Below are 18,271 nucleotides of genomic sequence, written 5' to 3'. Positions count from 1 at the left end.
GGGGCATGGCCCACCTTTCGTGTGAAACGGCGGGCGCGAGGTGCCACGGAGGTTCGTGCGAAAACTAGCGTCGGCCCGAACAAGCGGAGGTGACTGATCCATGACGGCCCTGGCCACCGAACCCACGTCGGATACGCCAGAAACGCAGCCACGACCGCCGCACACCGGATGTGTGCTCACGATGGACGCGTCGTACGCGGCACGGCTCGCTCAGCACGGCGCGAGCGCCGACTCCTGGTTCCCCGAGCGCTGGACCCTGGACGGACCCGAGCCGTACGCGGTCCCGCTGCCGGGGCCCCAGCCGGAGGAGCCCGGCACCGCGGTGCTGCCCCTGACCGACGGCCGGGTGCTGATCCAGCGCGCCGCGGCGGGGCGCCAGATGTTCTCGCTGCTCTACCCGACGGGGCCCGGCACGGGCGAGGTGCCGCTCGGGGCCGTGGAGTGCGAGGAGCTCTCCCTGCTGCCGCCCGCGCCGGACGGGCGGTGCGCGTACGCGCTGGCGCCCGGCGAGGAGTCGACGGCGGTGTGGCAGGTGGTGGGCGGCGGGTCCGGGCCCGAGCTGCTCGCCGAGGTGCCGGGGCACTGCTCGGGCGGGGTCTGGCTGTCCCGCGAGGCCCGGCTGCTCGCGCTCGACCGCGCGCCTTCGGACGCGGACGGCGGCGGCCCGGTGAAGACGGTGGTGGTGGATCTGGACCGGGGCGGCGAGGTCTCCCCGCTCCTCCAGATCGCCGACGACAGCGAGGACCGGCTGCTCGTCGCCGACCTCGACAGCGGCCTGATCCTGCTCCGCTCGGACGCCCCGACGCCGGGTGAACTCCGGCTCGGCTGGGGCGTGTTGGGCAGTACGCTGCCGATCCGCTTCCCGGAGTCGCTGCGCCTCGCCGACTGCGAGCTGACCCCGTTCGCCATCCAGCCGGGCCAGTCGCTGATGCCGGAGGGCTGCGCGGTGGCGCTGCGCGTGGCGAGCACGGAGGGCGGCTCGCCGTGGCTCGGCCTGTGGCGGCCCGCGGAGGGCCGGATGCACCAGGTCGCGGCGCCCGCCGGTTGGCTCTCGGGCAGCGGCTTCTTCTCGCGCGACGGGGTGCTCTCCCTCCCGTACGTCACGGAAGAGGTGCCGTGCGGTCTCGCGCGGTTCGCGGCGCCCGAACCCGGCCCGCGGCGACAGGAGGCGAAGGCGGAGCCGGCACCTCCGGAGCCCGTCGCGACACGCCCCGTCCCGCTGGCACAGGCACCCCTCGGTGGCCGTGACACGGACCGTTAGACTCGCCCGGCTGCAACTGAAGGATCTTGTACGTGTTTACGGGGTGAATGTTCCGATGACGGAAGGCAACGGCACGGATGTCGAGGGCGGCACGGAGGCGGCGCGCTACGCGCGGGTCGGCTCGGGTCGGCACCGCGGCGAGGTGTCCTCGTCGCCCACGGCGGGCGGCGACCAGGAGTCGAGGCCGCGCGGGCGGCACCGTGGGGCGCGTGCCGACGAGGCGTAACGCTCGACACTCGACGTGAAGAAACGTCACTTTGAGGGGCCCGGCACCAGCCGGGCCCCTCAGTCGTGTCCGGGACGGGTCGTCCCGCGCGCGATGTCAGCCGTGCTTGAGGCCGAGCACCTCCGAGGCCGCGAACGTCTCGTTCGGGGGCCGGTCCTTGTAGTGCGGGGTGAGCAGCGCGTCGAGTTCGTCGTACGTGAACGCGTCCTTGGCCGTGTCGAACTTCGCCTGCACCCTGGGCCGGTCGACGACGGCGACCATGCCGCCGTGCACGACGAGCAGTTGGCCGTTGACGTTGGCGGCGGCGGGCGAGGCGAGGTAGCCGACGAGCGGGGCGACGTGTTCGGGGGCGAGCGGGTCGAGCCCGTCCTCAGGCTCGGCGAACCCGGCGAAGACGTCCTCCGTCATACGGGTGCGGGCGCGCGGGCAGATGACGTTGGCGGTGACGCCGTACTTGGCGAGGGCGAGCGCGGTGGAGGTGGTGAGCCCGACGATGCCGCCCTTCGCGGCGGCGTAGTTGGGCTGGCCGGCCGAGCCCGCGAGGAAGGCCTCGGACGAGGTGTTGACGATGCGCCCGTAGACCGGGGCGCCGGCCGCCTTGGAGGCCTCGCGCCAGTGGCGGGCCGCGAAGTGGCTGGTGTTGTAGTGGCCCTTGAGGTGGACGTGGATGACCGAGTCCCACTCCTCCTCGGTCATCGAGAAGATCATGCGGTCGCGGAGGATGCCGGCGTTGTTGACGAGGATGTCCAGTTGGCCGTACGTGTCGACGGCCAACTGGACGAGTTCCTGGGCCTGTTGGTGGTCCGCGACGTCGCCGGTGTGCGGGGTGGCGGTGCCGCCGGCGGCCTCGATCTCCGCGACGACCTGCTCCGCGGGGCCCGGTGCGGCCTCGCCGGAGCCGTCGCGGCCCGGTTGGCCGAAGTCGTTGACGACGACGTTGGCGCCGAGGCGGGCGAGTTCGAGGGCTTCGGCGCGGCCGAGGCCGCGGCCGGCTCCGGTCACGATGGCGGTGCGGCCGGTGAGCGGCGTAGACATGCGGTTCCGCTTCCTCTCGTTGGGTGGGCAGATCAAGCCCCTGCGGCGATTGAGCAGCGGGGTCCGGGGCAGCGCCCCGAGGCCGCGACGCCGGTGCGGCTACAGCTCGATACACGTCCGCAGAGCGACACCCGTGCGCATCTGGTCGAGGGCCTCGTTGATGTCCGCCAGCGGGACGCGGTGGGTGATCAGGGACTCCAGGTCGATGCGGCCCGCCCGCCACAGGGCGATCGCGCGCTCGTAGGACTGGAGGACGTCGCCGCCGCCGTACATCGACGGCAGGATCTTCTTCTCGTCGAAGAACAGCTCGAACATGTTGAGCTGGAGGAAGTCGTCCATGGCGCCCGCCCCGACGACGCAGAGCGTGCCGCCGCGTCGCGTCGTCTCGTACGCCGTGCGGGCGGTGGCGGACTTGCCGACGACCTCGAAGACGTAGTCGAAGCCCTCGCCGGCCGTGATGTTCTGCTTGGCGTCGGCCAGCTCGTCCGGGGAAATCGCCTTCGTGGCACCGAACTTGAGGGCCGACGCGCGCCGCGACTCCACCGGGTCCACGGCGACGATCTCCGCCGCGCCCTTGAGCCGCGCGCCCTGGATCGCGGAGATGCCGACGCCGCCGCAGCCGATGACGGCGACGGACGAACCCGCCGCCACGTCCGCCGTGTTGATCGCGGCGCCGAGCCCGGTGGTGACTCCGCAGCCGATGAGCGCCGCGATGTCGAAGGGCACGTCGTCGGGGATCGGCACGGCGCACGCCGCGTTGACCACGACCTCCTCGGTGAAGGTGCCGGTCCCTGCGAAGCCGAAGACGTCACCACCGGGACGCTTGAAGTTGGGGGTGCCCGCGTTCATGAAACCGGCGAGACAGAGCTCGGTCTGGCCGCGCTTGCACGCGGGGCAGGTGCCGCAGGCGGGCAGCCAGCACATCAGGACCCGCTGGCCGGGGGCCAGGTTCGTGACGCCGTCGCCGACCTCGACGACCTCGCCCGCGCCCTCGTGCCCGGGGATGAACGGGGCGGGCTGCGGCAGCACCCCGTTCATGGCGGAGACGTCGGAGTGGCACAGGCCCGTGGCGCGCAGCCGGACCCGCACCTTGCCCGGACCGAAGCCGACCGCCTCGACGTCGTCCAGTACCTCGAGTTTGTCCTGGCCTATCTCGTGCAGTACGGCTGCTCGCATGGGGTGCGGCTCCTTCGTACGTCGCTGTCGTGCCTGTCGTCGGTGTGTACCGGTCGCGTGTACCGGTGGTCAGTTGTGGTCGACGAGTGTGTCGGCGAGTACCGGCGCGTCCTCGCGCTCCACCGCCGTGACCGTGACCTGCACGCGGCCCGGCTGCTCCCACATGCGCACGCGCAGCGTCTCGCCGGGGAAGACGATCCCGGCGAAGCGCGTGCTGTAGCGGGTGATGCGGGAGACGTCGCCGCCGAGGGCCGTGTCCGCGACGGCCTTCAGCGTCATGCCGTAGCTGCACAGGCCGTGCAGGATCGGCTTGTCGAAGCCGGCCAGCTTGGCGAACTCGGGGTCGGCGTGCAGCGGGTTCCAGTCGCCGGAGAGGCGGTAGAGGAGGGCTTGGTCCTCGCGGATGGTCCGCTCGACGGTGCGGTCGGGTGCGCGGGAGGGGACCTCGAGGCGCTCGGAGGGCCCGCGGTCGCCGCCGAAGCCGCCCTCTCCGCGGACGAAGATCTGGGAGTCGCTGGTCCACAACGGGCCGTCCGCGTCGGCGACTTCGCTGCGCAGCACGAGGACGGCCGCCTTCGTCTTGTCGTAGACGGCGGCGACGCGCGAGGTGGTGGTCGCCCTGCCCTTGACCGGGATGGGGCGGTGCAGCTCGATGGTCTGGCCGCCGTGCAGCACGTGCGCGAGGTTCACGTCGATGCCGGGCGCTGACAGGCCGCCGACGACGCCCATGCCGGCGCCCGCGACGGTCGCGAAGCTCGGCAGGACGTGCAGCTTCGACTCGAGCGTGTAGCGCAGCTCGTCGGGGTCGGTGGCGGGGACGCCCGCGCCGAGACCCAGGTGGTAGAGCTGGATGTCCTTGTGGTCCCAGGTGATCTCGGCGGACCTGGGCTCTGCGGCTACGGCCTTCGCGGCGTCGATGGGCATGCGCTGGCGCTCCTAAGGCTGGTCCTGCTGCTTCCTGCCGGTTCCTGCTGGTTCTCGCTGGTTCCTACTGGTTCCTGCTGGCTTGAGACCTCGGTGCGGCCGTCCGCACCGTCGGTCGCACCGAGGTCGTCACGGGCCGGGTAGAACAGGTTCCAATTCCCCCGGCGACCCCATGTATAACCAAGAGCGCATGGCTTGGGAAGGGCCGTGGCGCAGATTTCTGACGGCACGTCAGAAGGCGTGCCGGTGACGTCCGCCGGTGACATTTGTACCGGCGAGGTGCGGACAACCGGATCTGCCGCTCCCCGGGCCGTGCCCCGTACCTTCAGGGTCATGACGACGAAAGCGACAGAGGCGACATCGGCACCGGCCGTGTCCTTCACGGGGGCTGTCAAGACATTCGGGGACGTCCGCGCGGTCGACGGGCTCGACCTGGAGATCGCCGCGGGCGAGACCGTGGCACTGCTCGGCCTGGACGAGCCGGACGAGCGGCGCGTGGAGCTGTTCGGTACGGCGCCGGTGACGGCCGTACGGGACGGGCGGGTCGGCGCCATGCTGCAAGAGGGGCGGGCCGTGCCCCGGGTGACGGTCGCCGAGCTGGTCGACTTCGTGGCCCGCCGCTATCCCGCGCCCATGAACGTGCGGGACGCGCTGCGGCTCGCCGGGATCGAGGAGCTCGCGGGGCGGCGCGTCGACAAGTTGTCCGGCGGCCAGACACAGCGGGTGCGGTTCGCGGTGGCGCTCGCCGGGAACCCCGCGCTGCTGGTGCTCGACGAGCCGACCGCCGCGCTCGACGTGGAGGCCCGGCACGCGTTCTGGACGTCGATGCGGGCGTACGCGCGGCGCGGCCACACGGTGCTGTTCTCGACGCACTACCCGGAGGAGGCCGACGCCAACGCCGACCGGATCGTGGTGGCGCTGTTCCCCGACTGGCTCCAGAAGGTCTCGTCCTTCACGCCCACGAACCGGTTCGCGCAGCTCGGCACGGCGGTCGCCGACGGACACGCACCATCTGAACACGCGCACCATCTGAGCAACGGAGAAGGATCGACATGAAGTGGTGGCAACGGTTCGCCGGGCAGGCGCGTGCCGGGCTCGCGGCGCGCGACGAGTGGAAGGCGAACCGCGACGAGTGGAAGGCCGAGTACAAGTGCGCCAAGGCGGCGCGCAAGGCGCGCGGAGAGCAGTGGCCCGGCGAGCACCTCGGCGGTCCGCGGCTGAGCGGGTTCACCCTGCTGCCCTGGCTGCTGCTGGGCATGGGCGCCTTCTCCAACCTGGTCCAGGGCGACACCCCGAACCCGTGGATCGGCGGCGTGGGCCTGCTCACCTTCAACTCGCTCTACATCTATGTGGTGTTCCGGTCGTTCGCCCCGGCCGCACGGGACTCCCGCTCCACGCGCGTGGCCTTGCTCGTGATGACCGCGGTGACCTGCACGCTGTCCCTGCTGTACGGCGGGAGCTGGGTGGCGTTCTTCCCGCTGCTCGGCCTCGCGACGGGCGCGGCGGTACGCGGACGGAACCTCGGCAGGGTCGGCATCGGGCTCGCCGTGCTCGGGGGCGCCATCGCCGGCTCGCAGGACCCGAGCAGCGGCGCGAGCGTCGGATACGGCACGTTCCTGTCCACGATGGTGACGGCGGCGATCCTGTCGCTCTCCGAGACCGTACGTGAACTGCGGGCGGCCCGCGAGGAGTTGGCGCGCAACGCGGTGGCCGAGGAACGGCTCCGCTTCTCCCGCGACCTGCACGATCTGCTCGGCCACACGCTGTCGGTGATCGTGGTGAAGTCGGAGGCCGCGAGGCGGCTCGCACCCCGCAGCATGGACGCCGCCCTCGAACAGGTCACCGACATCGAGGCGGTGGGCCGGCAGGCGCTCACCGAGATCCGCGAGGCGGTCACCGGCTACCGCGAGGGCAGCCTCGCCCTTGAGCTGGACCGGGCGCGCTCCGCCCTGACGGCGGCCTCCATGGAACCCGTCGTACGGCAGTCGGGCCCGCCCCTGTCGGCGCGTACGGAGGCGCTGCTCGGGTGGGTGGTCCGGGAGGCGGTCACGAACGCGATCCGGCACAGCGCGGCCACCACCTGCACGATCACCGTCGACGGCACGGCCGACCGGGTCCGGCTCCGGGTCACGGACGACGGGGCGGGGCCCGCGCCGACCACCGCGCCCGGCACCGGCCTCAAGGGGCTGACCGAGCGTCTCGCCGCGGCGGGCGGCTTCCTGGAGGCGGGCGAGGGGCCGCGCGGCGGGTTCCAGGTACGGGCCGAGCTGCCGGCCGACGAACGGGAACCGGTGGCCGGAGGCGCGCTGAGCGCGCCCGCATGACACCGCGCCGCGCCCCCGCTCCCCGTAACCTCTCCCCCGTGACCGAGATGCCGCAGGACCACCGCCCCGCCAAGTGCATCCGCGTACTGCTCGCGGAGGACCAGGGCATGATGCGGGGCGCGCTCGCGCTGCTGCTCGGGCTCGAGGCCGACCTGGAGGTCGTCGCCCAGGTCGCGAGGGGGGACGCCATCGTCGACAGCGCACTCGTCCACCGCCCCGACGTCGCGCTGCTCGACATCGAACTCCCCGGCCGCAGCGGCCTCGACGCCGCCGCCGAACTGCGCGATCAGGTCCCGGACTGCCGGGTCCTGATCCTGACGACCTTCGGGCGGCCCGGCTATCTGCGGCGGGCGATGGAAGCCGGGGCCGCCGGGTTCCTCGTCAAGGACGGCCCCGTCGAGGAGCTCGCCGAGTCGATCCGCAAGGTGCTGCGCGGCGAGACGGTCGTCGACCCCGCGCTCGCCGCGGCGGCGCTCGGCGCGGGGCCCAGCCCGTTGACGTCGCGGGAGGCGGATGCGCTGCGGGCGGCGGCGGACGGGGCGACCGTCTCCGACATTGCCGGGGAGCTTCACCTGTCGGAGTCGACCGTGCGGAATTACTTGTCGGCGGCGATCGGGAAGACGGGGGCGCGGAATCGGACGGAGGCGTTGCGCTCCGCGCGTGAGCAGGGGTGGCTGTGACGGGGGTGCGGTCGCGGGGCTCCGCCCCGGACCCCGCGCCTCAATCGCCGGCGGGGCTTGATGTGTCGGCGGGGCTTATTCGGCCTGCCAGGATCACCACTGCCGCTACCACCAGGATGCCCGCGCCCGTGGCGAATGCTGCCGCGTAGCCGTGGGTCAGGGCGGTCGGGTTCGTGGAGCCTTCGGAGCGGGTCGTCGCCACGGTCGACAGGATGGCCAGGCCCAGTGAACCGCCCAGTGTGCGGGACGTGTTGACCAGGCCGGAGACCAGGCCCGCGTCGCCCGGCGCCGCGCCGGATGTCGCCAGGGAGGCCAGCGGGGTCATCGCGCAGCCGGCGCCCGCCATCATCACGATCCCGGGCAGCATGATCGTGGTGACGTAGGCGCCGTCCGCGGTCATCGTCGACTGCCACAGGAAACCCGCCGCGGTCACCACGACACCCACCGCCGCCACGTTCCGCGCGCCGTAGCGCGGCATGAGGCGCGGCGCGAACTTCGAGCCCGCGACGACCGCGAGCGAGCTCGGCACCAGCGCGAGTCCGGCCTCGATCGGCGTGTAGCCGAGCACGTTCTGCGCGTACAGCGTCATGAAGAACCACATGGCGAACGAGCCCATGCCGCACACGAACATCGCCGCGTTGGCGACCGCCACCGAGCGCACCTTGAAGAGCGCGAGCGGCATCAGCGGCAGTCGCGTACGGGCCTCCACCAGCAGGAACGAAGCGACCAGCAGCAGCCCGGCCGCCAGCGGCACCAGCGTCGCCGCGTCGCCCCAGCCCCGCTCCTCCGTCTGCACGATGCCGTACGCGAGGACCGCCGTGCCCGCCGTCACGAGCACCGCGCCGGGCAGGTCGAGCCGGCGTTCGCCGCCCGCGCGGGACTCCCGGATCCAGCGGGCCGCCGCCGCGAGGACGACCGCGCCCAGCGGAACGTTGATCAGGAGCACCCAGCGCCAGTCGAGCCCCTCGGTGAGCACGCCGCCGACGAGCCCGCCGGCCGCGCCGCCGCCCGCGCCGACCGCCGTCCACGTCGCGATGGCCCGCGCCCGCGCGGCCCCCTCCGGGACGGCGGAGGTGAGGATCGTGAGGGTCGACGGGGCGAGGACCGCGGCGCCGAGGCCCTGGACCGCCCGCGCCGCGAGCAGCTGCCAGCCCTCGTGCGCGAGCCCGCCCGCGAGCGACGCGAGCGTGAACAGGCCGAGCCCGACCAGGAACATCCGCTTGCGGCCGAAGAGGTCGCCGGCCCGGCCGCCGAGCAGCATGAATCCGGCGAACGCGATCGAGTACGCGTTCACCACCCACTGCAACCCGCTCGCGCTCAGCCCGAGGTCGGCGCGCATCGAGGGCAGCGCCACGTTCACCACGGACACGTCGAGGACGACGAGGAACTGTCCGGCGCAGGCCACGGCCACCACCAGCCAGGCGGGCGGGGCGGCGGGCGCGCGGCCACGGGAACGTATCGCGTCGTCGGAGGCCGCTGCGGAGGCGGCGTCGGAGGGAGTCTGGGCCATGCGTGTCATGGTCTCAGTCGCCCGGCACCCCGTACATCCGGATTTCGCCGCAGCAGGGGTGGGTCGCCGGGCATAGGTCCACAGTCCTAGGTCCCCCGCTCGCGGGCCTCACGCCCGCCGCAGCATCGTCACCACCGCCGCGCCGCCGAGGCCGATGTTGTGCGCGAGGCCGACCCGTGCGCCGTCCACCTGGCGCGGGCCCGCCTCGCCCCTCAACTGCCAGGTCAGCTCGGCCGCTTGGGCGATGCCGGTCGCGCCCAGCGGGTGCCCCTTGGAGATGAGGCCGCCGGAGGGGTTCACGACCCACTTCCCGCCGTACGTCGTCGCGCCCGACTCGACGAGCTTGCCGGACTCGCCCTCCGCGCACATGCCGAGCGCCTCGTACGTGAGGAGTTCGTTGACCGAGAAGCAGTCGTGCAGCTCGACGACGTCCACGTCCTCGATGCCGAGGCCCGACGCCTCGAACACCTGCCGGCCCGCCTCCCGGGACATCGGCCGGCCGACCACGTCGATGCACGATCCGGAGGCGAAGGACTCCTCCGTGTCGGTCGTCATCGACTGGGCGGCGATCTCGACCGCCTTGTCGCCCAAGTCCCGCTCCTCCACGAAGCGTTCGGACACGACGACCGCCGCCGCCGCGCCGTCCGATGTGGGTGAGCACTGGAGCTTGGTGAGGGGCGAGTGGATGGTCTTGGCGGCGAGGATCTCGTCGACCGTGTACGCGTCCTGGAACTGGGCGTACGGGTTGTTCACCGAGTGCCGGTGGTTCTTGGCGCCGACCGCCGCGAGCTGCGCCTCGGTCGTGCCGTACTTCTCCATGTGCTCGCGCGCCGCGTCGCCGAAGATCTGGGCGGTCGGCGGGCTCATCTCGAAGCCGTGGCGGGCGGCCATGATCCCGTAGTGCCGGGCGACGGGCGAGGTCTTGAAGTCACCCCCGTCGGCCCCGCCGCCGAGCGCGCCGCGCTGCATCTTCTCGAAGCCGAGCGCGAGCACGCAGTCACTGATGCCGCCCTCGACGAACTGGCGGGCCATCATCAGCGCGGTCGAACCCGTCGCGCAGTTGTTGTTGACGTTGTAGACCGGTATGCCGGTCAACCCCAGTTCGTACGCGGCGCGTTGGCCGGCCGTCGACGCCTGGAAGCAGTAGCCGACGGGGGCCTGTTCGACGTCCGTGTAGGAGATCCCGGCGTCGGAGAGGGCCGCGCCGCCCGCCTCCTTCACCATGTCCCAGTACTGCCAGTCCCGGGTCTCGGGCTTCTCGAACCTGGTCATGCCGACGCCGACGATGTACGACTTCATGGCTGCGCGCCCTCCTGCCACTGCCTTCACTACCTGACGGTTCACTACCTGACGGTTCGTCAGATAGTGGCAGGGTGAGCCGACGAGCGGAAGGCCTACGCAGCGCCTCCGGGGCCCAGCAGGCGGTCGATCTCCGCCTCTCCGTAACCGATTTCCGCCAGTACCTCCCGGCTGTGCTGACCCAGGGTCGGCGGCGCGGAGCGCACCGGCGGGCGGGCGCCGCGGAACGTGACGGGGAACGCGACCTGCTCCAGCGGTCCCACGTCCGGGTGGTCGACCTTCTGCACCATGTCGAGGGCCGCCGTCTGCGGGCAGTCGTAGACCTCGTCGAGCGTGCGAATGGCCGTGACGGGCACGCCGAGCGGCTTCAGGAGACCCACCCAGTGGGCCACCGGTTCGTCGACGAGGACCGCCTCCAGCTTGGCGTTCAGGGCCGTACGGTGCGTCACCCGGTCCCGGTTGCTCGCGAAGCGCTCGTCGTCCGCCCACTCGGGACGGCCGAGCGCGGTGACCAGGCGCCGGAACAAACTGTCGTTGCCGACCGCGATCACGAAGTGCCCGTCGGCTGCCCGGTACGCCTGGTACGGGACGAGGCTGGGGTGGCCCGAACCGAGGCGCGTGGGCCGCTCGCCCGTCGCGAAGTAGCCGGTCGCCCAGTTGATGTGCAGGGCGAGTTGGGACTCGTAGAGGGAGGTCGTGACGTACTGGCCGCGGCCGGTGCGCTCGCGTTCGACGAGGGCCGCGTTGACGCCGATGAGGCCGAAGAGGGCGGCGCCGAGGTCGCCCATCGCGTAACCCGCCTTGACCGGGGGCCCGTCGGGCTCACCGGTCAGCGACATCAGTCCGGCGCTCGCCTGCGCCACCATGTCGTAGCCCGGTTCGTCGCGCAGCGGTCCCGTGTCGCCGAAGGCCGAGATGTGCAGGATGACCAGGCGCGGGTAGCGGGCGCTCAGCTCCTCGTAGTCGAAGAGGCGGGCGAGGGACGAGCCCGGGCGGAAGTTCTCCACCATGACGTCCGCGTCGGCGAGCATCCGGTGCACGGCCTCCTGCCCTCCATCGGACTTGAGGTCGAGGGCCACGGAGCGCTTGTTGCGGTTGGCCGCCAAGTAGTAGGTGGCGTCGGGGCCGTTGAAGGGCGGGCCCCAGGAGCGGGTGGGGTCGCCGCCCTCGGGGTGCTCGACCTTGATGACGTCGGCGCCGAGGTCGGCGAGCGACATGGTGACGTACGGACCTGCGAGGATCTTCGACAGGTCGACGACCTTCATGCCGGTCAGCGGCGTGGTGTCAGGCACGGTGGGCCTCCTCGGACGAGAGATCGGCGAGCGGGACCCGTCCACCATCGGCGAGCGCGGCGAAGTGGTCCAGGGCGGGGCGGGGCAGCGCGGCCTGGTCGTCGGTCAGCGCCGTGTACGCGCGGGCGACGAGGAGCGCGCGGCCGTCACCGCTCGTACGGGTCTCGTGGTCCGCCTGGTCGTACAGGAGGGTCTCCATGACGGCGCGGGTGAGCTCGTCGGCGTACCGGCCGATCCTCATCTCCTGCTCGTCCTGCGGGAGTTGGAGGAGTTCGTCGCCCTTCTTGCGGAGCAGCGCCCACCGGTCCGCGGTCCGCGGGCGGTCGCCGTAGGTGTCGGCGAGGGTGGCATGGGCGTTCTGGCGGCGCATGCAGCGCAGCACGTCGAGGGCGATGACGTTCGATGAGCCCTCCCAGATGGAGCCGAGGTGGGCGTCGCGGACGAGGCGCGGGTTGACCCAGTCCTCGATGTAGCCGTTGCCGCCGCGGATCTCCATGGCCTCGCCGGTGACGGTGCGGGCGCGCTTGCACAGGGTGTGCTTGGCGAGCGGCGTGAGGACGCGGACGAGCGCGCGGGCGGCCCCGTCACCCGCATCGGCGGCGGTGAGCCGAGCCGCCGCTTCGAGCACGAGGTGCAGCGCGGCCTCCGTGTCGAGGATCATCGGGAGCAGCGTCGCCCGCATCAGCGGCTGGTCGAAGAGCGACTTGCCGAAGACGTGGCGCGCGCGGGTGTGGTCGACGGACTCGCGGACGGCGCGGCGCATCAGGGCGGTGGCGCGCATGGCGTTGGAGAGCCGGGAGACGTTGAGCATCTCGGCCATCTGCCGGAACCCGTTGGCGAGTTGACCGACGGGCGTCGCGTACGCCTCGTCAAGGGTGACCTCGCCGCTGGCGATGGACCGGGACCCCAGCTTGTCCTTGAGGCGGTCGATGCGGATGGCGTTGCGGGTGCCGTCGGGGCGAAATTGGGGCACGAGGAACATCCCGAGGCCGCGCGTCCCTTCGCCCTGCCCCGGTACGCGGGCGAGGGTGAGAATGACGTCGGCGGACGGGTTCGAGGCGAACCACTTCTTGCCGGTGAGGGTCCAATGGCCACCCCGGTCGGTGGCGACGGTCTCGGTCAGCCCTACGTCCGTTCCGCCCTGCTTCTCCGTCATGAACATCGCACCGGTGGACCGGAGTTCGGGGTCCGTGGACGACAGGGCCGCGATCTCGTCGGCGTACCGCTCGGGGTCGAAGAGGCGCAGGATGCGGGCGGCGGAGTCGGTCATGGACAGCGGGCAGGCCATGCCGAACTCGGACTGTACGTAGAGGTAGGACAGGGCGTACTTGACGGTGTGCGGGACCTTGGTGGGCCAGCCGAGGACGCCGGGTCTGTGGGACATCGCGGCGAGGCCGAAGCGCTCGTAGGCGATGGCGGCGGCCTTGTCGTGGGCGGGGTGGAAGGCGACCTCGTCTACGCGTTCGCCGTCCGGCGCGTACTGGACGAGGCGAGGCGGGTTGGCGTCGGCGAGGGCAGCCTGCCGGTCGAGCTCACCACCGGCCAGCTCTCCGAGTTCGACCAGGTGGGGTTCGATCCGGTCGCGGTCCTCGACGGACAGCACGCGGTCGAGGAGGGGGCGGAGGGCGGGGTCGCGATCGGCGAAATTCATGCGTCGACTCCAAGTGTCAGGTTGGAAGTGGTCACGGCCACGGGGCGCTGCCCCGATCTTTCAAGCCCCTCCGGCGATTGAGGAGCGGGGTCCGGGGCGGAGCCCCGTGGCGTCAAGCACGGGTGGGCGCAAGGGAGCCGGTCCGAGCCAAGAGCGGCAGCACCCCCGCCAAGGTGATCGCCGTATACGCCAGACCGAGCCCGACCACCGGCCAGATCGACCCGACGGACGTCAACAGGTACTGCGACACGATCGGCGCGGTACCGGCGAAAAGCGTCGTACACAACTGGTACGACAGCGACATCCCGGTGTACCGCACCTCGACGGGGAAGACACGCGCGAGGATCCCCGCGAGCGCCGCGTAGTACATGGCATGCGGGAACGTGGCCAGCCCCATGCCGAGCACAGCGAGCCAGAAGTTCCCCGTGCCGACCAGCATGAACATCACCGGCAGCACCACGAATTCGGGGAGCAGCATCCACAACACGGCCTTGCGCACCGGCCACTTGCTCGCGAGCACCGCGCCGAAGGGCTGCACGATCACCTGCACCACAAGCGCCAGCGAGATGACGGTGAGGAACGTCGACCGGTCGAAGCCCAGGTCGGACGTGGCCCACGACAACGCGAACGTCGTCTTCACGTAGGTGATGGCGACACCCGCCGTCCCCGCGAGCACCCCCAGGAACACCAGCAGCGGATAGCGACTGAGCACGACCTTGATGGGCAGCTTGACCGGCTTGTTCCGGGCGAGCGCGGCCCGCATCTCGGGCGTCTCGGCGAGCTTGAGCCGAATGAAGAGCCCGACCGCGACCAGCACCGCCGAGAACAGGAACGGCACCCGCCACCCCCACGACTCGAAGGCGGAGTCCGGGAGTTGGGCGATGCCGAGGAAGGAGAGCGTGGCGAGCAGATTGCCGACCGGCGAGCCCTGCTGGGCGAACGCCCCGTACAGCAACTTCCGCTTGGGCGGCGCGTATTCGGTGGCGATGAGCACGGCGCCGCCCCACTCACCGCCCATGGCGACCCCCTGGATCATGCGCAGCAGCACGAGCAGGATCGGCGCGGCGGCGCCGATCCTGTCGTAGCCGGGGAGCAGCCCGACGCAGAAGGTGGCGCCGCCCATCATGGTGAGCGTGGTGATCAGGGCCTTCTTGCGGCCGTACTTGTCGCCGAAGTGCCCGAAGATCAGGCCGCCGAGGGGTCGGGCGAGGAAGCCGACCCAGAACGTGGCGAAGGCCGCGAGCGTGCCGACGGCGGGCGAGGCGTCGGCGAAGAAGATCTTGCCGAGGACCAGCGCGGAGGCCGATCCGTAGATGTAGAAGTCGAACCACTCGATGGTGGTGCCGACGAACGCGGTGACTCCGGCGCGGCGGGCGTCCTTGGCGAGAGCGGGGTCCGGTGCGGAGTCGGTGGCGGGCTGGGCGGGGGCGTCTTGCTGCATGCGAGCGTCCTCTCGGTGCGGCGGGTCCCGCCCTTCCGGCGCGGACACCGCGGCCCGTGCACGCTCCGTCGCGAGACGTGGATCACTCTGCCCGCACGCATTAGGCGCTGTCCAAGACCAATTCCGGGGCCGATTGAGCTGCGATCGCGCACAATCAGCTCCCGGAGGCCGGGGCCACCGGAGCGTCCTCCGGTGTCGGCAGCACGTCCTCCGCCACGCGCAGCACCGCCCGCAGCGCGGCCGACGGATTGCCGGCGCGCCAGCCGAGCGCGATCGGCAGCACCGGCACGTCGTCGTCCCCCGCCAGCGGCCGGAACACCACATGCTCCAGGTGGATGTTGCGCGCCGACCCGACGACGACCGCGACGCCGACACCCGCGCCGACGAGCGCCAGCATGTTGTACGAGTCCGGGGCCTCCTGCGCGATCCGCGGCGCGAACCCGGCGTCGTGACACGCCTGCACCATGGCGTCCCGCACTGCCGACTCGCGGGAGAGCGGGAAGGTGATGATGGGCTCGTCGGCGAGCGCGCGCACGGGGACCTCGGCGCGGTCCGCGAGCGGGTGACTGTCGGGCAGGGCGAGGACGAGACGCTCCATGCGGACGACGCGGGCGGTGATGCCGCGCCGCACCGGCAGCGCCACGAAGCCGATGTCGAGGGTGCCGTCGGTGATCCGCCGCAGCGCCTCACCGCTGTAGGTCTGCCCCTCCAACACCAGCTCGATACCGGGCAGTTGAGACGTGACGGCCCGCGTGAGCAACGGCAACGCCGCATAACTGCTCGCCCCGGCGAAGCCGACCGAGACCCGCCCGACCTCCCCCAGATGCGCGGCCCGCACCGTCCTGCGCACGGCGGAGGCGTCCGCGAGCAACCGCCGGGCCGGCTCCACGAGCGCCTGCCCGGCGGAGGTGAGCCGGACGGTACGCGTGGTCCGATCGAACAGCTTCACCCCCAGATCCCGCTCCAGCAGCTTGATCTGCTGACTGAGCGGCGACTGCGCGATGTGCAACCGCTCCGCGGCGCGCCCGAAGTGCAACTCGTCTGCGACGGCTACGAAGCCGGTGAGATGTTTCAGTTCCACAGGCCCATTCAAGCCCCTGCGGCGATTGAGCAGCGGGGTGCAGGGGCGGAGCCCCGCCGGGTGACCTAATCCCTCGGCAGCCCCAGAATCCTCTCCGCCACCACGTTCAACTGCACCTGCGTCGTGCCACCCGCAATCGTCAGGCACCGCGACAACAGGAACCCGTGCAGCGCCCGCTCCCCCGGCCCCTCGCGGAGCGCCCCCGCCGGGCCGAGGAGTTCGAGTGCCAGTTCCGCGACCTTCTGCTGGTGCGGGGTCTGCACCAGTTTGCGCACCGAGGCGCCGGCCCCCGGCTCCTCCCCCGCGACCTGCTGCATCGTCGTCCGCAGGCCGATGCAGCCCAGCGCGTGCGCCTCCGCCGCGAGGGCGCCGACGCGGGCCCGGTACGCGCCGTCCAGGTCACCGGCCCGCGCGAGCAGCGCCTCAAGGCCGGTGTCGAAGGTCAACTGGTCGGCCATGTGGACGCGTTCGTTGCCGAGCGTGTGCCGGGCGACCCGCCAGCCGTCGTCGACCTCGCCGACCACGGCGTCCGCGGGCAGCACGACGTCGTCGAAGTAGACCTCGTTGAAGAGGGAGTCGCCGGTGATCTCGCGCAGCGGCCGGATGTCGATGCCGTCCGTGTTCTTCATGTCGACGACGAAGTACGTGAGGCCCTTGTGTTTCGGGGCCTCGGGGTTCGTGCGGGCGAGCAGGATGCCGTGGTCCGCCCACTGCGCGGCGCTCGTCCACACCTTCTGCCCGTTGATCCGCCACCGCCCGTCGGGCATCCGCTCCGCCTTCGTACGCAGCGAGGCGAGGTCGGATCCGGCGCCGGGTTCCGAGAACAGCTGGCACCACAGCGTCTCGCCGCGCAGGGTCGCCGGGAGGTGGCGGTCGCGCTGCTCCTGGGTGCCGTAGGAGATGAGGGAGGGGACGACCCATGTGGCGATGCCGAGGTCGCTGACCTTCACTCCGGCGGCCTTCAACTCCTGCTGTACGGCGAGCTGTTGGACCGGGCCCGCGCCGAGTCCGTACGGAGGCGGGAGGTGTGGCGCCGCGTATCCGGTGGGGGCGAGGGCCCTGCGTGCCGCCTTCGGGTCGAGGCCCCGCGCCGCCTCGATCACCGTGCGGGCCGCCTCTCGGTGACCGTCCGCCTCGGCGGGCAGCGCGAACCGCAGCTCGCGGCGCACGCCGGACTCGGCGAGCCGCACGGCGCGCAGCCGGTGCGCGTCCCCGGCGCCGAGCAGCTGGCGGGCGACGACGGCCCGGCGCAGATAGAGGTGGGCGTCGTGCTCCCAGGTGAAGCCGATGCCGCCGAGGACCTGGATGCAGTCCTTGGCGCAGGAGTACGCGGCGTCGAGCGCGGCCCCCGCGGCGAGCGCGGCGACGAGCCCGCGCACATCCTCGGACTCGCCCTCCTCGAAGGCCCGCGCCGCGTCCCACGTCAGCGCCGCCGCCTGTTCGACCCGCACCAGCATGTCGGCGCACAGGTGCTTGACCCCCTGGAACTGGCCGATGGGCCGCCCGAACTGCTCGCGCACCTTGGCGTGTTCGGCCGCGGCGTGCAGCGCCCAGGCGGCGGTGCCGCAGGCGTCGGCGGCGAGCAGCACGCCCGCGAGGTCGCGCACGAGGGTGCCGTCGACGTCGAGGATCCGGTCGGCGGGCACGACGGCGCCGGCCGCCGTGACCTCGGCGGTGGGCCGGGTCGGGTCACCGCTCTCGTGCACGCGCACGGTGAGGCCGGGAGCCTCGGCGTCGACGGCGAGCCACACCACGCCGTCGGCGCTCTCCGCCGCGAGCACCAGCAGATCGGCGTCGGCCCCGGTGAGGACGGGCGGCGCCACGCCGTCGAGCACGAGCCCGTCGGGCCCCGCGACGGCACTGAGCCCGCCGGGCCCGAACGCGACGGCGCCGACCCGCTCCCCTTCGGCGAGAGCGCGGGTGAGCTCGCGCCGCCCGGCCCTGTGCAGCACTTCGGCGGCGAGCACGCTGCCGAGGAACGGTCCGGGCAGCGCCGCGCGACCGGCCTCCTCCACGACCACCGCGAGGTCGAGCAGGGTCCCGCCCCCGCCCCCGTACGACTCGGGGAGGTGCACCCCGAGGAGACCCTGCCCGGCGAGACCGTCCCAGGAGGAGGGGCGGCGACCGGGGGCGGCCGGGGCGTCGAGCAGCTTGCGCACCTCGTCGGGCGGTACGGCGCGCGCGATCCAACCGCGCACGGCGTCCGCGAGTTCCCGCTGTTCCTGCGTGATGGCGATGCCCATGCGGCGCACGGTAGAACACGTTCCAGTAGACCGGAAGAGGAAATCTGACACTGGGTCAGATCGAGGCGGGGCGGACCGGAAACAACCGTTCACCGGCCGGTGACGTAATGAAGAGGTAAAGGATTCCG

The 18,271-nt window shown here is 72.1% G+C and carries 15 protein-coding genes; 5 read left to right on the top strand and 10 right to left on the bottom strand.

Translation table 11 applies throughout. From position 1 onward, the window contains the following. The first annotated feature begins 100 nt into the window (after positions 1-100). Positions 101-1,261 (top strand): hypothetical protein, encoded by a 1,161-nt coding sequence (locus ACP4E5_RS31360; protein ID WP_425834535.1) that lies wholly within the window; start codon positions 101-103, stop codon positions 1,259-1,261. Positions 1,262-1,316: 55 nt separating this feature from the next. After that, positions 1,317-1,487 carry a hypothetical protein gene (locus ACP4E5_RS31355; protein WP_425834533.1) on the top strand — a complete coding sequence of 57 codons (171 nt, stop codon included), beginning with the start codon at positions 1,317-1,319 and terminating at the stop codon, positions 1,485-1,487. Positions 1,488-1,583: 96 nt separating this feature from the next. Here ACP4E5_RS31355 and ACP4E5_RS31350 read toward each other — a convergent pair whose 3' ends face one another. The 3 genes from ACP4E5_RS31350 to ACP4E5_RS31340 all read right to left on the bottom strand — a co-directional run bounded on the left by ACP4E5_RS31350 (position 1,584) and on the right by ACP4E5_RS31340 (position 4,622). Then, positions 1,584-2,522, bottom strand: a complete 939-nt coding sequence (locus tag ACP4E5_RS31350) for a 3-oxoacyl-ACP reductase (RefSeq protein WP_425834531.1) — start codon at positions 2,520-2,522, stop codon at positions 1,584-1,586. A gap of 99 nt (positions 2,523-2,621) precedes the next feature. Continuing rightward, positions 2,622-3,698 (bottom strand): Zn-dependent alcohol dehydrogenase, encoded by a 1,077-nt coding sequence (locus ACP4E5_RS31345; protein ID WP_425834529.1) that lies wholly within the window; start codon positions 3,696-3,698, stop codon positions 2,622-2,624. A gap of 69 nt (positions 3,699-3,767) precedes the next feature. Further along, positions 3,768-4,622 carry a MaoC/PaaZ C-terminal domain-containing protein gene (locus tag ACP4E5_RS31340; RefSeq protein ID WP_425834527.1) on the bottom strand — a complete coding sequence of 285 codons (855 nt, stop codon included), beginning with the start codon at positions 4,620-4,622 and terminating at the stop codon, positions 3,768-3,770. 333 nt (positions 4,623-4,955) lie between these two features. On the opposite strand from ACP4E5_RS31340, the gene ACP4E5_RS31335 reads away from it, so the two are divergent. Genes ACP4E5_RS31335 through ACP4E5_RS31325 form a run of 3 tightly spaced genes read left to right on the top strand, consistent with a single transcriptional unit; the run spans position 4,956 to position 7,626 of the window. Continuing rightward, positions 4,956-5,678: an ABC transporter ATP-binding protein gene (locus ACP4E5_RS31335; protein ID WP_425834525.1), complete on the top strand. Its 723-nt coding sequence runs from the start codon at positions 4,956-4,958 to the stop codon at positions 5,676-5,678. Continuing rightward, entirely contained in the window at positions 5,675-6,946 is a 1,272-nt protein-coding gene (locus ACP4E5_RS31330; protein ID WP_425834523.1) for a sensor histidine kinase, read from the top strand. The genes ACP4E5_RS31335 and ACP4E5_RS31330 overlap by 4 nt, the downstream gene beginning before the upstream one ends. Before the next feature lie 47 nt (positions 6,947-6,993). After that, positions 6,994-7,626, top strand: a complete 633-nt coding sequence (locus ACP4E5_RS31325; protein WP_425841778.1) for a response regulator — start codon at positions 6,994-6,996, stop codon at positions 7,624-7,626. Between the two features lie 40 nt (positions 7,627-7,666). On the opposite strand, the gene ACP4E5_RS31320 is transcribed toward ACP4E5_RS31325, so the two are convergent. The 7 genes from ACP4E5_RS31320 to ACP4E5_RS31290 form a co-directional block, all read right to left on the bottom strand. Then, a complete protein-coding gene (locus ACP4E5_RS31320) occupies positions 7,667-9,136 on the bottom strand; it encodes an MFS transporter (RefSeq protein ID WP_425834521.1) in 1,470 nt (489 codons plus the stop codon). Positions 9,137-9,244: 108 nt separating this feature from the next. Next, entirely contained in the window at positions 9,245-10,435 is a 1,191-nt protein-coding gene (locus ACP4E5_RS31315; protein WP_425834519.1) for a lipid-transfer protein, read from the bottom strand. A gap of 95 nt (positions 10,436-10,530) precedes the next feature. After that, positions 10,531-11,727 carry a CaiB/BaiF CoA transferase family protein gene (locus tag ACP4E5_RS31310; RefSeq protein ID WP_425834517.1) on the bottom strand — a complete coding sequence of 399 codons (1,197 nt, stop codon included), beginning with the start codon at positions 11,725-11,727 and terminating at the stop codon, positions 10,531-10,533. Further along, a complete protein-coding gene (locus ACP4E5_RS31305) occupies positions 11,720-13,378 on the bottom strand; it encodes an acyl-CoA dehydrogenase family protein (protein ID WP_425834515.1) in 1,659 nt (552 codons plus the stop codon). The genes ACP4E5_RS31310 and ACP4E5_RS31305 overlap by 8 nt, the downstream gene beginning before the upstream one ends. A gap of 112 nt (positions 13,379-13,490) precedes the next feature. Continuing rightward, the gene (locus ACP4E5_RS31300; RefSeq protein ID WP_425834513.1) at positions 13,491-14,819 is read right to left on the bottom strand and encodes an MFS transporter; all 1,329 of its coding nucleotides are present in this window, start codon (positions 14,817-14,819) and stop codon (positions 13,491-13,493) included. A gap of 154 nt (positions 14,820-14,973) precedes the next feature. Further along, on the bottom strand, positions 14,974-15,900 hold the full coding sequence (locus tag ACP4E5_RS31295) for a LysR substrate-binding domain-containing protein (RefSeq protein WP_425834511.1): 927 nt from the start codon (positions 15,898-15,900) through the stop codon (positions 14,974-14,976). Positions 15,901-15,965: 65 nt separating this feature from the next. After that, positions 15,966-18,143 carry an acyl-CoA dehydrogenase family protein gene (locus ACP4E5_RS31290; RefSeq protein ID WP_425834509.1) on the bottom strand — a complete coding sequence of 726 codons (2,178 nt, stop codon included), beginning with the start codon at positions 18,141-18,143 and terminating at the stop codon, positions 15,966-15,968. Between the last annotated feature and the right edge of the window lie 128 nt (positions 18,144-18,271).

Source organism: Streptomyces fractus (assembly GCF_049844455.1).
In the GTDB taxonomy this organism is placed as follows: domain Bacteria; phylum Actinomycetota; class Actinomycetes; order Streptomycetales; family Streptomycetaceae; genus Streptomyces; species Streptomyces fractus.
Note: the sequence above shows the minus strand (reverse complement) of the source record. Positions and strands in the feature narration are given on the sequence as shown.

Coding starts and splice junctions, on each gene's coding strand:
- ACP4E5_RS31360 (WP_425834535.1), top strand. CDS start 101: ATGACGGCCCTGGCCACCGAACCCACGTCGGATACGCCAGAAACGCAG.
- ACP4E5_RS31355 (WP_425834533.1), top strand. CDS start 1,317: ATGACGGAAGGCAACGGCACGGATGTCGAGGGCGGCACGGAGGCGGCG.
- ACP4E5_RS31350 (WP_425834531.1), bottom strand. CDS start 2,522: ATGTCTACGCCGCTCACCGGCCGCACCGCCATCGTGACCGGAGCCGGC.
- ACP4E5_RS31345 (WP_425834529.1), bottom strand. CDS start 3,698: ATGCGAGCAGCCGTACTGCACGAGATAGGCCAGGACAAACTCGAGGTA.
- ACP4E5_RS31340 (WP_425834527.1), bottom strand. CDS start 4,622: ATGCCCATCGACGCCGCGAAGGCCGTAGCCGCAGAGCCCAGGTCCGCC.
- ACP4E5_RS31335 (WP_425834525.1), top strand. CDS start 4,956: ATGACGACGAAAGCGACAGAGGCGACATCGGCACCGGCCGTGTCCTTC.
- ACP4E5_RS31330 (WP_425834523.1), top strand. CDS start 5,675: ATGAAGTGGTGGCAACGGTTCGCCGGGCAGGCGCGTGCCGGGCTCGCG.
- ACP4E5_RS31325 (WP_425841778.1), top strand. CDS start 6,994: ATGCCGCAGGACCACCGCCCCGCCAAGTGCATCCGCGTACTGCTCGCG.
- ACP4E5_RS31320 (WP_425834521.1), bottom strand. CDS start 9,136: ATGGCCCAGACTCCCTCCGACGCCGCCTCCGCAGCGGCCTCCGACGAC.
- ACP4E5_RS31315 (WP_425834519.1), bottom strand. CDS start 10,435: ATGAAGTCGTACATCGTCGGCGTCGGCATGACCAGGTTCGAGAAGCCC.
- ACP4E5_RS31305 (WP_425834515.1), bottom strand. CDS start 13,378: ATGAATTTCGCCGATCGCGACCCCGCCCTCCGCCCCCTCCTCGACCGC.
- ACP4E5_RS31300 (WP_425834513.1), bottom strand. CDS start 14,819: ATGCAGCAAGACGCCCCCGCCCAGCCCGCCACCGACTCCGCACCGGAC.
- ACP4E5_RS31290 (WP_425834509.1), bottom strand. CDS start 18,143: ATGGGCATCGCCATCACGCAGGAACAGCGGGAACTCGCGGACGCCGTG.